Raw genomic sequence first — 13,050 nt, 5'->3', positions numbered from 1 at the left:
GGGCTTTTTCGGGTTCGGTTTCGGTGTTCCTGCAACCTCAATCAAAAATTTTTTAGGCGCGCTTTGCCGTTAAATTAGTTGGTACACGCTAACTTAGCGGCGGCCTTACGATGATTTTCAGTAGAATACGTGGCTGCCGCGATCCATATCGCGCATAAGCAAATCCGCGAGCTCCACCATGCGGGATTCCTGCATGTAGCCCACGGTTGCTCCACAGATCGCCCACAAGTTGTTAAGGGAATGATCCACCGATTCTGTTGATAAGCTGTTTATAAGTTCCATGTTGCTGGTCTGCAACGACGATTTCGAGGCCCAGGCTCGGCTGTACGCGCCCCCCTTTTTGCCTACAATGAAGTTCCAACTACTGCAGTTGCCATTGCTTGTTGGTTCAGGGCGCGTCTCTTGGGGACGCGCCCTTTTTTCTTGCCTGCAGCCTGCCGCGCACGAGCCAATTCAAGTACTTAAGCGTTCCCCTTGATGAATCACATCAGAAATTTTTCGATCATTGCGCACATCGACCATGGCAAGTCGACACTCGCAGACCGTTTGATCCAGCGCTGCGGAGGGCTCGCCGAACGCGAGATGGAAGCGCAGGTCCTCGACTCGATGGACATCGAGAAAGAGCGTGGGATAACCATCAAGGCGCAGACCGCGGCACTGCACTACAAGGCACGCGACGGCCAGGTCTACAACCTCAATTTGATCGACACACCGGGTCACGTCGACTTCTCTTATGAAGTGAGTCGCTCGCTGTCTGCGTGCGAAGGTGCGCTGCTCGTCGTCGATGCGAGCCAGGGTGTTGAGGCGCAGACGGTGGCCAACTGCTACACCGCACTCGATCTCGGTGTCGAGGTGGTGCCGGTGCTCAACAAGATGGACCTGCCGCAGGCCGACCCCGACAACGCAAAAGCGGAGATCGAGGACGTGATCGGCATCGACGCCGGCGATGCGATTCCGTGTTCGGCAAAGACAGGAATGGGCATCGACGAGATTCTCGAGGCCATCGTGGCCAAGGTGCCGGCGCCGCGCGGAAACCCAGACGCGGCCTTGCGCGCGATGATCGTCGACAGCTGGTTCGATGCCTACGTAGGCGTGGTGATGCTGGTTCGCGTGGTTGATGGCCGCTTGGCGAAGGGCGACCGCATCAAGATGATGGCCTCGGGCGCGAGCTACAACGCCGATAGCCTCGGCGTCTTCACCCCGGCAACCGAGCCGCGCCAGTCGCTCGAAGCGGGCGAGGTGGGCTTCATCATCGCCGGCATCAAGGAGTTGCAGGCAGCGAAGGTGGGCGACACCGTCACGCAGATCAAGACCGGCAGCGGCGGGGCTGCTGCCACCGCCACCGAAGCTTTGCCGGGCTTCAAGGAAATCCAGCCGCAGGTGTTCGCCGGCCTCTACCCGACGGAGGCGAGCGAGTACGACTCGCTGCGCGATGCGCTGGAGAAGCTCAAGCTCAACGACTCCTCCCTGCACTACGAGCCGGAGGTGTCCCAGGCACTCGGCTTCGGCTTCCGCTGCGGTTTCCTGGGGCTGCTGCACATGGAGATCGTGCAGGAGCGACTGGAACGCGAGTTCGACCAGGACCTGATCACCACGGCCCCGAGCGTGGTCTACCAGGTCGTGAAGAACGACGGCGAGGTGATCATGGTCGAGAACCCGTCGAAGATGCCCGACGTTGGTCGCATGGCAGAGATCCGAGAGCCGATCGTCAGGGTCCATCTCTACATGCCCCAGGAGTACGTCGGCCCGGTGATGACGCTCGCCAACCAGAAGCGCGGCGTGCAGATGAACATGGCCTACCACGGTCGCCAGGTGATGCTGACCTACGAGATGCCGCTGGGAGAGATCGTCCTGGACTTCTTCGACAAGCTGAAGTCGGTCAGCCGAGGTTACGCCTCAATGGACTACGAATTCAAGGAGTACCGGGCGTCCGATGTCGTCAAGGTCGACATCCTGCTCAACGGCGAAAAGGTCGACGCGCTGTCGATCATCGTGCATCGAAGCCAAAGCCAGTACCGCGGCCGGGCTGTCGTTTCCAAGATGCGCGAGATCATCAGCCGCCAGATGTACGACGTGGCGATCCAGGCTGCCATCGGTGCCAACATCATCGCGCGTGAGACAATCAAGGCCCTGCGCAAGAACGTGCTCGCCAAGTGCTACGGCGGCGACATCACCCGCAAGCGCAAGCTGCTCGAGAAGCAGAAAGCGGGCAAGAAAAGAATGAAGCAGATCGGCTCGGTCGAGGTCCCGCAAGAGGCCTTTCTCGCCATCCTGCAGGTCGAAGACTAGAACACGGCATCGATGGCATTTCTCACCTCCCTGATCCTTGCGGCTTTCATTGGTTATATCGGTGCCTGGTACTTCGGTGCCGTCGAAGGCAATTTTGCGCTGCTGCTGTTCCTTGCCACCGTGGTCACGGGCCTGTATTGGTTGGCAGAGCGCCTCTATTTCCTTCCGCGGCGCCGAAGAGCAGCCGAGGCGCTGGAAGTCTCCCTGGCAGCGCGGCGCCAAGAGCTATCCCGCCAAGGCATCACCCAAGTCGACACCGCGGACCCGAAGGCGCGTGAGCGCCTGCTCATGCAGCCGTGGTGGCTGGACTGGACCGCGGGCCTTTTCCCGGTGATCCTTGCAGTGTTCCTGCTGCGCTCCTTCCTGGTCGAACCGTTCAAGATCCCCTCCGGCTCAATGATGCCCACGCTGCTGACGGGCGACCTGATCCTGGTCAACAAGTTCACCTATGGCCTGCGCTTGCCGGTCATCAACACCAAGATGACCGAAGGCACCCCTCCTGCCCGCGGCGACGTCATGGTGTTCCGCTATCCGCCCAAGCCGAGCATGGACTACATCAAGCGCGTGGTCGGCATACCTGGCGACGAAGTGGCCTACCTCAACAAGAAGCTCACCATCAACGGCCAGCCGATCAGCAAGCAGGCGGAGCCCGACTATTTCGATGAAGAGGCGATGCGCTATCTCAAGCAGTATTCCGAGGACCTGGGCGGCAAGAGGCACATGCTGCTCAACGACGATGGTCGCCGCGCCGGCCTCTCGGAAGCCGAAATCATGGCGTTCCCGAATCAGGAAAATTGCCGCTACAGTGTCGAGGGCGTCGTGTGCAAGGTGCCGCCGGGCCACTATTTCATGATGGGCGACAACCGCGACAACTCGCTCGATTCGCGCTACTGGGGCTTTGTGCCTGACAAGAACATCGTGGGCAGGGCCTTCTTCGTCTGGATGAATTTCGGCGACCTCAAGCGCATCGGCGGGTTCCAATAATCGAGGTTTTGGAGGGAAAGAGGGCATGAGATCAAGTCAATCCAGGCGGCGCGAGCGCGGCATATCCTTTATCGGGTTACTGTTCGTCGCTATCGTGGTGGCCTGTGCTGGCGTGGTGGTGGCTCAGGTGATTCCGACGCTGATCGAATACCAGGCGATCACGAAGGCCGCGAACAAGGCCAAAGAGGGCACGACCGTCCCCGAGGTTCGGGCGATCTTCGATCGGGCCCAGGCCATCGACGACTTCCAGTCCGTCGCGGGCAAGGACCTCGACGTCAAGAAGGTCGGCGACAAGGTCGTTGTGTCCTTCGCCTATGAGCGCGAGATCCACCTGTTCGGGCCGGCCTACCTGACGCTCAAGTACGCTGGCCAATCGCACTGAAATGGACGCCCACGGGGTCGCGGCCGAGCCCTTGCGCCTCCGTGTCGAGGGGCTGCGCATGCCTTGGCGCAATGCTCGACGGACCGGCCGTGACGGGCGGTGACCTCGACGCGCTGCAAGCGCGTATCCAGTATTCCTTTTCCGATCCCCGGCTGCTGCAGCGTGCGTTGACGCACCGCAGCTTTTCGGCTGACCACAACGAGCGCCTCGAATTCCTGGGCGATTCGGTGCTCGGCCTCGCGGTCGCTCACCTGCTGTACGAGCAGCTGTCGCAATTGCCCGAGGGCGACCTGTCCCGGGTGAGGGCCAATCTGGTCAAGCAAGACACTTTGCATCAACTGGCGCTCAAGTTGGCGCTGCCTCCGCTGCTGCGGCTGGGCGAAGGCGAAGCGCGCTCGGGCGGGCCCAACCGCCCGTCGATCCTGGCAGATGCACTGGAAGCGCTCATTGGTGCCGTCTACCTCGACGCAGGCTATGGGCCGGCGCAGGCGCTGGTGCGGCGGCTATACGAGTCCGTTGCCATCACGCCGCGCATGGAGGCCGCGGCCAAGGATCCCAAGACCGAATTGCAGGAATGGCTTCAGGGCCACAAAATGAAGCTGCCGGTCTACCGCGTGATCGGCACGCTGGGCGCGGCGCACAAGCAGACTTTCGATGTCGAATGCGAGGTGCCCGAGCTGGACTTGCGCGAACGCGGCATCGGCGGCTCGCGCCGCGCCGGCGAGCAGGCCGCCGCCGCCGCCATGTTGATCCGGCTCAAGGCGCGCGGAGGCGCCGCAAAGGCATCCCCATGAACCATCCCATCGAATCCGATCCACTCTCTTCTGCAGAAAGCGCGGGCCCGGTCCCATCCCCCGGCCAGCGCTGCGGTCTGGTCGCCATCGTCGGCAAGCCCAACGTGGGCAAGTCGACGCTGCTCAATGCGCTGGTCGGCCAGAAGATCAGCATTACCTCGCGCAAGGCGCAGACGACGCGGCACCGCATCACCGGCATGCGCACGCGGGGGCTGACGCAATTCGTTTTCGTCGATACGCCGGGTTTCCAGACGCTGCACGGCAACGCCCTCAACCGTTCGCTCAACAAGACGGTGGTGGGCGCGGTCTCCGACGTGGACCTGATTCTCTTCGTGGTCGAGGCCGGAAGCTTTACCCCTGCGGACGAGCGGGTGCTCAAGCTGCTCGGCAGCGGTATTCCGACAGTGCTGGTCGCCAACAAGCTCGACAACGTGCATCGCCGCAGCGAGCTGGCGCCGTGGCTGCAGGACATGCAAGGCAGGTACGCCTTCGCCGAGTTCATCCCGATGTCCGCCAAGAACCCGAAGGACATCGAACGCCTGTTCGCCATTTGCGAAAAGTACCTGCCGGAGCAACCCTGGTGGTATTCCGAGGACGAGCTCACCGATCGCAGCGAGCAGTTTCTGGCCAGCGAACTGGTGCGGGAAAAGCTGTTTCGGCTGACCGGCGACGAGCTTCCCTACACATCGACCGTGGTGATCGACAAGTTCGAGGAGGAGCCGCCTGCCCGCAAGGGCCAGAAGCGCCTGCTGCGCATCGCTGCCACCATCGTCGTGGAGCGCGACAGCCACAAGGCGATGGTGATCGGCGACAAGGGTGAGCGCATCAAGCGCATCGGCATGGAAACCCGGCAGGAACTCGAAAAACTCGCTGACGCCAAGGTCTTCATCGAGCTGTGGGTCAAGGTGCGTTCGGGCTGGGCCGACGACGAGGCACGGGTGCGTTCATTCGGATATGAATGAGCGTGTTCGAGGGTAATGGCAACCCACCGCGTTTCGCATGAACCGGCCTATGTGCTGCACCACTATGACTGGAGCGAGTCGAGCCTGATCCTGGAGGTCTTCACCCGCCACCACGGACGCATCGCGCTCGTGGCCAAGGGTGCCAAGAGACCCAGCTCCAATTTCCGGCCGGTGTTGCTGCCTCTGCAGCCGCTGCAGGTCAGCTACGGCGGTGACGCCGAGATCCGCACGCTCAAGGGGGCCGAGTGGATGGGCGGCCATGTGATGCCCACCGGCGAAGCGCTGCTGTCGGGCTACTACCTGAACGAACTGCTGCTGCGTCTGCTGGCGCGGGATGACGCGCACGAAGCGCTGTTCGACGGCTACGCCGTCATGGTGCAGGTGCTGGCCGGCGACCATGGAGGCGCCCAGGCCGCGACCCAGGCCGCCGCGCTGCGGGCCTTCGAGCTGCTGCTGCTGCGCGAAGTCGGGCTGCTGCCGGTGCTCGATATTGAAACCATGACGCTGGCGCCCATCGAAGCGCAGGCGCGCTACGCCCTCGTGCCCGAGGCCGGCCTGCGCCTCGCTGCTGAGGATGAAGCTGCGCTCGATGGCGCCGACTGGCAGGCCCTGCAGCGCATGCTCGAGGAGCGCGCGCCCCTAGCCGCCACGCTGCGCCAGGTCGCCACCATGAACCCAGGCGCCAACAGCGCCTTGCGCAACCAGCTGCGTGTGCTGCTCAACTACCATTGCGGTGTGAGCACACTTCGCACGCGCCAGATGATGAGAGACTTGCAAGCATTATGAGCACTTCCCTGTCGATCAACCTCAACAAGGTGGCGCTGGTGCGCAACACGCGTTCGCTGGGTATCCCCAGCGTGCTCTTCGCCGCCGCGCTGTGCCTGGATGCCGGCGCGCACGGGATCACGGTGCACCCCCGGCCCGACCAGCGCCACATCCGCCCGCAGGACGTGCAGGACCTGTCGGAGCTGCTGCGCAAGGACTGGCCTCAGGCCGAGTTCAACATCGAAGGCAACCCGTTCCACAACCTGATGGACTTCGTGCGTGAGCTGCGCCCGCACCAGGCCACCTTCGTTCCCGACGAAGTAGCCCAGTCCACCAGCGACCACGGCTGGACCTTCCCAGACGATGCCGATCGGCTGCGCCCGCTGATAGCCGAAGCAAAGACCCTGGGCGTGCGCGTGAGCCTCTTCATGGACCCGGAGCCGGACATGATGGCCGCCGCCAAGGCAGTCGGGGCCGACCGCATCGAGCTCTACACCGAGGGCTACGCCGCCTCGCACGGCACTTCCAGGGGGGATGCGGTGCTGGGGCTTTATGCGGAAGCGGCCCGCGCGGCGCAGGCAGCGGGCCTCGAAGTCAACGCCGGCCATGACCTGAGCCGCGACAACCTCACGGAATTCGTGCGAGCGGTACCCGGTTTGCGCGAGGTTTCGATCGGCCACGCCTTCGTCTCCGATGCGCTGGAACTCGGCTACGCCGCGGCCACGCGTGACTACCTGCGCTGCATTCGAGAGGCTGCGTGATCTACGGCATCGGTACCGACATTTGCGACATCCGCCGCATTGCCGCCACTTTCGAGCGCCAGGGTGAGCGCTTTGCCCAGCGCGTGCTGAGCGACGCCGAACTCGAGGTCTGGCGCGCGCGCAGCGCCCGCTGGCCGAAGCGCGGTTTGCGCTACCTGGCCACCCGCTTTTCCGCCAAGGAGGCCTTCAGCAAAGCCATCGGCCTGGGCATGCGCATGCCGATGAGCTGGCGCCTGTGCGAGATCGCGAACCAGCGCAGTGGCAAGCCCGTGATCGTGCTTTACGGTGTGTTGAAGGACTGGTTCGAGGCCGAGGGCCTGGCAGCTCACGTGACGGTGACCGACGAGACCGACTACGCGGCCAGCTTTGTCGTGGTCGAACGCAGGCCATGACCGACTCGAACCCGGTGCACGCTCCGCTGATCGTCGACGTCGCGGGTACCGCGTTGAATGCCGCCGACCGCCGCCGACTTGCCGATCCACTGGTAGGCGGCGTGATTCACTTCGCGCGCAACTGGCAGGACCGAGCGCAGATGAGCGCCCTCAACGCCGAAATCAAATCGCTGCGGCCAGACGTCCTGATCTGCGTCGACCATGAAGGCGGACGGGTGCAGCGCTTCCGCTCCGACGGCTTCACCCGCCTGCCTTCCATGCGCACGCTGGGCGAGCTCTGGATGCGCGATCCGATGCGTGCCACCCAGGCGGCCGTCGCCTGCGGACATGTGCTCGGCGCCGAGCTGCGCGCCTGCGGCCTCGATTTCAGCTTCACGCCCGTGCTGGACCTGGATTACGGCGAGAGCAGCGTGATCGGCGACCGCAGCTTCCATCGCGACCCGCGTGTCGTCGCGCTGCTGGCCCGGAGCCTCGCGCACGGTCTGCTGCAGGCGGGCATGGCCAACTGCGGCAAGCATTTTCCGGGGCATGGCTTCGTGCGTGCGGACTCGCACGTCGCGATCCCGGTGGACCGCCGCAGCCTCAAATCGATCATGGCCGACGATGCCAAGCCCTACGACTGGCTAGGCGGCACGCTGGCGGCAGTCATGCCCGCGCATGTGATCTATCCCAAGGTCGATGCCTGTCCTGCAGGCTTCTCATCGAAGTGGCTGCAGCAGATCTTGCGCCGCCAGCTGGGCTTCGACGGCGCGGTGTTCAGCGACGACCTCAGCATGGAGGCCGCGCGCAGCGTTCAGGGTGAACTGCTGAGCTACACCGATGCAGCGCTCGCCGCTCTTGGCGCCGGCTGCGACCTCGCGCTGTTGTGCAACCAGAGCATCGGCGACAGCACGGTGCTCGACGAAGTGCTCGACGGCTTTGCGGCAGCGCGCCGCAAAGGCCGATGGAAGCCGGAGTCCACCAGCGAGGCGCGTCGGCGCGGTCTGCTGCCGCGGGGCGATGCACTCGCCTGGGACGACCTCATGCTCTCGCCCGGTTATCGGCAAGCGGCCGCAACGCTGGCCAGGCTCTGACTTCAGTCAGGCTGTCGCCGACCAGAGCGCGGAGCCGCCAGTCTCCAGGTGCGTCAAATAAAGGCGCAGGTCGAACTCGAGCTGGTGGTAGTTCGGCTCCATGTGAAGGCAGAGCTGGTAGAAAGCCTTGTCATGCTCGCGCTCCTTCGTGTGCGCCAGTTCGTGCACGACGATCATGCGCAGCCATTCGATCGGCACTTCCTTGAACAGGCTCGCCACGCGGACCTCGCGCTTCGCCTTGAGCTTGCCGCCCTGCACGCGCGAGATGGTCGTGTGGGTGCCGAGTGCGTTGCGGATCACGTGCAGCTTGCTGTCGAAGGCGACCTTGGCCAGCGGCTCGGCCTTGCGCAGGAACTCGCTCTTGATGGCGCTCACATACTCATACAAAGCGCCGTCGGTCCGGATGCCGTGCACGCCGCCGTACCGTTTCAGCAGCCAGTCGCCCAATCGGCCCTGCATCATGAGCTGTCCGACCTGGGCGCGCAGGGCCGCGGGGTAGGCGGCCAGATACTTCATGCCGATCGCCGCGTTCCGGAGGCGGCCGCATAGGCCAGGCCTGCGGCCACGCCGCCGAACAAATCGCCTTCGGTCACCTGGATGCCGGGAAAGGCCTGGCGCAGCGCAGCTTGAAAGGGGCGCAACGCCGAGGAGCCGCCGGTCAGGTACAGCGCGTCGAGCTGGCTGCCGCGCAGGCCTGCCCGCGCGACGCAATCGTGGGCACACGCGATGACGTTGTCGAGTTGCGCCGCGAGCTGGCGGTCCATGTCGCCGGCCGAGAGCCTGGCGCTCAGTGCCGGCTCGGCGAACGACAGGTCGATCGTCACGTCGTCGCGCGTCATCGAACTTCGGATCTTGGCCTCTTCCACCTCGCTCGCAATGCGATGTCCCTGCCGGTCGGAGAGCACGTTCATGAGCCGGTCGTGCAGCCGCACATCGAGATAGTTGACGCGCAGCTCCTGCGCCTGCCGAATTGCCTTCGGCGCATAGAGCCAATTGATCAAGTGCCACGACGACAGGTCGAAAAAGGTCCTGCTCGGCACCTCGCGGCCCTGCGGGCCGATGTGGCGGAAGCCGAAATGCGGCATGACGCATTCGACGCTGAGCCGCTGGTCGAAGTCGGTACCGCCGATGTGCACACCCGTAGTAGCTAGCACGTCGTCGGAGCGATCTGCCTTGGCAAGCCGCCCTGGTCCCAGGCGCACGACCGTGAAGTCGGAGGTCCCGCCGCCGATGTCGACGATCAGCACCAGCGACTCGCGGGTGACGCGCCGCTCGTAGTCGAAGGCGGCGGCGATCGGCTCGTACTGGAAATCGACATCGCCGAGGCCGGCGTTGTGAGCGGCGCGCCGCAGCGTGGCTTCGGCCTCGCGGTCGCGCGCAGGATCATCGTCCACGAAATGCACCGGCCTGCCGACGACGACCCGCGCGGGCCGGACGCCAAGCTGCCGGTGGGCGCGTGCGGCAAGCTCCGACAGGAAGAGGGCAATGATGTCCTCGAAGCTGATGCGCTGGTGGCCGATCTCGGTCTGGTCCTGCATCAGCGCGCTGCCGAGCAGGCTCTTGAGCGATCGCATCAGCCGGCCTTCAATGCCCGTCAGGTACAGCGCAATCGCCTCGCGGCCGAAATGCGTGCTGCGGTCCTCGGTGTTGAAGAAGACTGCGGTCGGGATTGTTGTCGCCGAACCCTCCAGCGGCAGCAGGCGGGCAAGCTCGCTGCCTGCCACGCACGCGACCGCGGAGTTGGACGTGCCGAAGTCGATGCCGAGGACGGGCGCCTGTGTGCTCAAGATTCCCGACGCAGTGCAGGAAAGAGGATCACGTCGCGGATGCTGGGCGAATCGGTCAGCAGCATCATCAGCCGGTCGATGCCAATACCGCAGCCGCCGGTGGGCGGCATGCCGTATTCCAGAGCGCGCACGAAGTCGTGGTCGAAGAACATCGCCTCGTCGTCGCCGCTGTCCTTTGCCGAGACCTGCGCATTGAAGCGCGCGGCCTGATCCTCGGCATCGTTGAGTTCGCTGAAACCGTTGCCGAACTCGCGGCCAGTGATGTAGAGCTCGAAGCGCTCGGTGACCTCGGGACGCTCGTCGTTGGCACGCGCCAGGGGCGAGATCTCTGTCGGGTGCTCCATGATGAAGGTCGGCTGCCAGAGCTTCTCTTCCACCGTCTCCTCGAAGTACATCACTTGCAGGCTCGCCAGGCTGCGCTGGGAGAGCTTGTCCTTCTCCTCGCTCAATCCGAGCTTGCGGAGCGCATCGCGCAGCCAGGCGGCATCGTCGGCGTTCGCGCCAGCCTCGGTGTGCCTGGCGATCGCTTCGCGGATGGTGAGTCGCTCGAAGGGCTGGCTCAGGTCCACCGGCTTGCCCTGGTAGTCGAGTTGGAGACTTCCGACGCTTTTCTGCGCAATGGTGCGGATCAGCGCCTCGGTGAAGTCCATCAAGTCGCGGTAGTTCCAGTAGGCCGCGTAGAACTCCATCATCGTGAACTCGGGGTTGTGCCGCACCGAGATGCCCTCGTTGCGGTAGCTCCGGTTGATCTCGAAGACGCGCTCGAAGCCGCCGACGATCAGCCGCTTCAAGTAGAGCTCGGGCGCGATGCGCAGGAACATCTCCTGGTCCAGCGCGTTGTGGTGCGTCTTGAAGGGCTTGGCGTTGGCGCCCCCCGGAATCGGGTGCAGCATCGGCGTCTCGACCTCGAGAAAGCCGTTGGCCACCATGAATTCGCGCAGCGCGCTCACTGCGCGGCTGCGTGCCACGAAGCGCTCGCGCGCGGACTCGTCGGTGATCAGGTCGACGTAGCGCTGGCGGTACTTCTGCTCCTGGTCGGCCATGCCGTGGAACTTGTCCGGCAGGGGGCGCAGGCTCTTGGTCAGCAAGCGAAGCCGGGTGACCTTGACCGAGAGCTCGCCGGTCCTTGTCTTGAAAGCGGTGCCTTCGGCGCCGATGATGTCGCCGAGGTCCCAGCGCTTGAATTCGGCATAGGACTCGTCGCCGACGGCATCGCGCGTGACGTAGAGCTGGATGCGGCCGGTGGCATCCTGCACCGTGGCGAAGCTGGCCTTGCCCATCACCCGCTTGAGCATCATGCGGCCGGCGACGCTGACGGTGACCGGCGTGGCTTCCAGCGCCTCGGGCTCGGCTTCGCCGTGGGCCGCGATCAGTGCTGCCGCGCGATCGGCGGGCTTGAAGTCATTGGGAAAGGCGACGCCCCTGCCCTCGGTCTGTGCGGCGCGCAGCGCCTTGAGCTTCTCGCGCCGTTCGGCGATGAGCTGGTTGTCGTCGAGGGGAGGAGAGGGGAGGGCGTCGGACATGAAGGGAAAGTAGAGGCGCGGTAGTCGCGCGCAACCGCCGATTTTAGCCGGCGGTGTCCTGCGGCTCGGCGGGGACTACTTCGTGATGCCGGTGCGCACGAGCAGATCGCCCACCAGCTCGAGTCGCATCAAGGGGCTGTCGAGTTCCATCAGCCGCTGCTTGAGTTCAGCCGGTACGGGCAGCAGTTCGCACCAGCGGTTGGCGACCCAGCCGCAATCGTCGAAGCGCAGGGGCGGCTGAATCGGCAAGCGGACTTGCTCGTTGCCCTCGCTTCGCCGCCGCTCCTGCAGCGTGTCCACCACGCGGCGCAGCGCGTCCGAGACGGCTCGAAGATCGTCGGGGACGGCGAGCGCCACGTCATCGGCCACGGTCTCGACGTCCGCGGTCCAGAGCCCATGCTTTTGCAATGCGCTGGTGCGCACGCGGAAGCGCTGCGTGCCCACGCAGGCGATCTGCATCAGCCCGGGCTGCGGCACATCGAACTCGCGAATCTCCGCGAGCGTGCCGACGGCCGCAAAGCGCTCGGCCTCCGCACCCGCGCGACGGACTTCGGCGCCTTGCGTCAGGCTGACCACTCCGAAGGGCGCGCCGGCCTTGTGGCATTTGCCGATCATGTCCAGGTAGCGCACCTCGAAGATGCGCAGGGGCAGGAAGCCGCCGGGAAAGAGCACGGTGCCCAGCGGGAACAAGGGCAGGGGCTGCGGGAAGGGTTGAGTGGTCATCGAGGAACCTTGCGTGGCTATCATCGCATTCCGTCCACGACCGCGCGCCATGTTCTACCAGATCCCTTCGTTCCTTCTCGACGTGATCGTCGGCCTTCTCGGCGGGGCGTGCCTGCTGCGCCTCTACATGCAGTACCACCGCGTGCCTTTCGGCAACCCGCTGGGACGCTTCGTGTTTGCGATCACGGACTGGATCGTGCTGCCGCTGCGACGCGTCATACCCCCGGTCAAGCGCTGGGACCTGGCGAGCGCCGTGGCCGCATGGTTACTGGTGTTGCTCAAGTTCCTGCTGCTGTGGGCCTTGATGGGCGCGCTGGAACGCTGGGCAATACTGCCGCTGGTGTCGCTGATCGGGCTGATGCAACTGGCAGTGTCGGGCCTGACTGCGCTGCTGATCGTCTACGCTGTTCTCTCGTGGGTTCCCAATGCGTCATCGATGCTTCAGGACCTGATCGGGCGGCTGGCCGAACCGCTGGTGCGGCCGCTAAGGCGATTCATTCCGCTGGTGGGCGGCGTGGATCTCTCGCCGCTTGCTGCGATCGTGCTCCTCCAGGTCGGCGCCATCGTGCTCGGAAGCCTGATGGCGGCGGTCTTCGGGATGGGCCGCTAAGGGCC

The 13,050-nt window shown here is 64.6% G+C and carries 14 protein-coding genes; 10 read left to right on the top strand and 4 right to left on the bottom strand.

What is annotated here, in order from left to right; genetic code table 11:
* Window positions 1-477 precede the first annotated feature (477 nt).
* From lepA to nagZ, 9 genes are all read left to right on the top strand, one after another.
* A complete protein-coding gene (gene lepA, locus E5CHR_RS24170) occupies window positions 478-2,289 on the top strand; it encodes a translation elongation factor 4 (protein ID WP_162582191.1) in 1,812 nt (603 codons plus the stop codon).
* Between the two features lie 12 nt (window positions 2,290-2,301).
* Complete coding sequence (gene lepB / locus E5CHR_RS24165; protein WP_162582190.1) at window positions 2,302-3,273, top strand: signal peptidase I; 972 nt, start codon at window positions 2,302-2,304, stop codon at window positions 3,271-3,273.
* 25 nt (window positions 3,274-3,298) lie between these two features.
* A complete protein-coding gene (locus E5CHR_RS24160; RefSeq protein ID WP_162582189.1) occupies window positions 3,299-3,655 on the top strand; it encodes a DUF4845 domain-containing protein in 357 nt (118 codons plus the stop codon).
* A 71-nt stretch (window positions 3,656-3,726) separates the two neighbouring features.
* Window positions 3,727-4,449 (top strand): ribonuclease III, encoded by a 723-nt coding sequence (gene rnc, locus E5CHR_RS24155; RefSeq protein WP_162582188.1) that lies wholly within the window; start codon window positions 3,727-3,729, stop codon window positions 4,447-4,449.
* A complete protein-coding gene (era, locus tag E5CHR_RS24150) occupies window positions 4,446-5,411 on the top strand; it encodes a GTPase Era (protein WP_162582187.1) in 966 nt (321 codons plus the stop codon). Before rnc ends, era begins: the two co-directional genes overlap by 4 nt.
* Window positions 5,412-5,426: 15 nt before the next feature.
* Window positions 5,427-6,197, top strand: a complete 771-nt coding sequence (gene recO, locus E5CHR_RS24145; RefSeq protein WP_162582186.1) for a DNA repair protein RecO — start codon at window positions 5,427-5,429, stop codon at window positions 6,195-6,197.
* Window positions 6,194-6,937 (top strand): pyridoxine 5'-phosphate synthase, encoded by a 744-nt coding sequence (locus tag E5CHR_RS24140; RefSeq protein ID WP_162582185.1) that lies wholly within the window; start codon window positions 6,194-6,196, stop codon window positions 6,935-6,937. Before recO ends, E5CHR_RS24140 begins: the two co-directional genes overlap by 4 nt.
* Window positions 6,934-7,329: a holo-ACP synthase gene (acpS, locus tag E5CHR_RS24135; RefSeq protein ID WP_162582184.1), complete on the top strand. Its 396-nt coding sequence runs from the start codon at window positions 6,934-6,936 to the stop codon at window positions 7,327-7,329. Before E5CHR_RS24140 ends, acpS begins: the two co-directional genes overlap by 4 nt.
* Window positions 7,326-8,402 (top strand): beta-N-acetylhexosaminidase, encoded by a 1,077-nt coding sequence (gene nagZ, locus E5CHR_RS24130; RefSeq protein WP_162582183.1) that lies wholly within the window; start codon window positions 7,326-7,328, stop codon window positions 8,400-8,402. The genes acpS and nagZ overlap by 4 nt, the downstream gene beginning before the upstream one ends.
* Window positions 8,403-8,408: 6 nt before the next feature.
* Here nagZ and E5CHR_RS24125 read toward each other — a convergent pair whose 3' ends face one another.
* From E5CHR_RS24125 to E5CHR_RS24110, 4 genes are all read right to left on the bottom strand, one after another.
* Window positions 8,409-8,918 (bottom strand): YgjP-like metallopeptidase domain-containing protein, encoded by a 510-nt coding sequence (locus E5CHR_RS24125; protein WP_162582182.1) that lies wholly within the window; start codon window positions 8,916-8,918, stop codon window positions 8,409-8,411.
* Window positions 8,915-10,192: an Hsp70 family protein gene (locus E5CHR_RS24120; RefSeq protein ID WP_162583876.1), complete on the bottom strand. Its 1,278-nt coding sequence runs from the start codon at window positions 10,190-10,192 to the stop codon at window positions 8,915-8,917. Before E5CHR_RS24120 ends, E5CHR_RS24125 begins: the two co-directional genes overlap by 4 nt.
* On the bottom strand, window positions 10,186-11,712 hold the full coding sequence (gene lysS / locus E5CHR_RS24115; protein WP_162582181.1) for a lysine--tRNA ligase: 1,527 nt from the start codon (window positions 11,710-11,712) through the stop codon (window positions 10,186-10,188). Before lysS ends, E5CHR_RS24120 begins: the two co-directional genes overlap by 7 nt.
* A 75-nt stretch (window positions 11,713-11,787) precedes the next feature.
* The gene (locus tag E5CHR_RS24110; RefSeq protein WP_232062176.1) at window positions 11,788-12,435 is read right to left on the bottom strand and encodes an LON peptidase substrate-binding domain-containing protein; all 648 of its coding nucleotides are present in this window, start codon (window positions 12,433-12,435) and stop codon (window positions 11,788-11,790) included.
* A gap of 49 nt (window positions 12,436-12,484) precedes the next feature.
* Between E5CHR_RS24110 and E5CHR_RS24105 the strand changes: the two genes are divergently transcribed.
* Window positions 12,485-13,045, top strand: a complete 561-nt coding sequence (locus E5CHR_RS24105) for a YggT family protein (protein WP_162583875.1) — start codon at window positions 12,485-12,487, stop codon at window positions 13,043-13,045.
* Window positions 13,046-13,050 lie beyond the last annotated feature (5 nt).

Origin of the sequence: Variovorax sp. PBS-H4 (assembly GCF_901827205.1) — a bacterium.
GTDB lineage: Bacteria > Pseudomonadota > Gammaproteobacteria > Burkholderiales > Burkholderiaceae_C > Variovorax.
The sequence above is the reverse complement of the archived record's forward strand: the minus strand, read 5'-3'. Positions and strand labels throughout refer to the sequence as shown.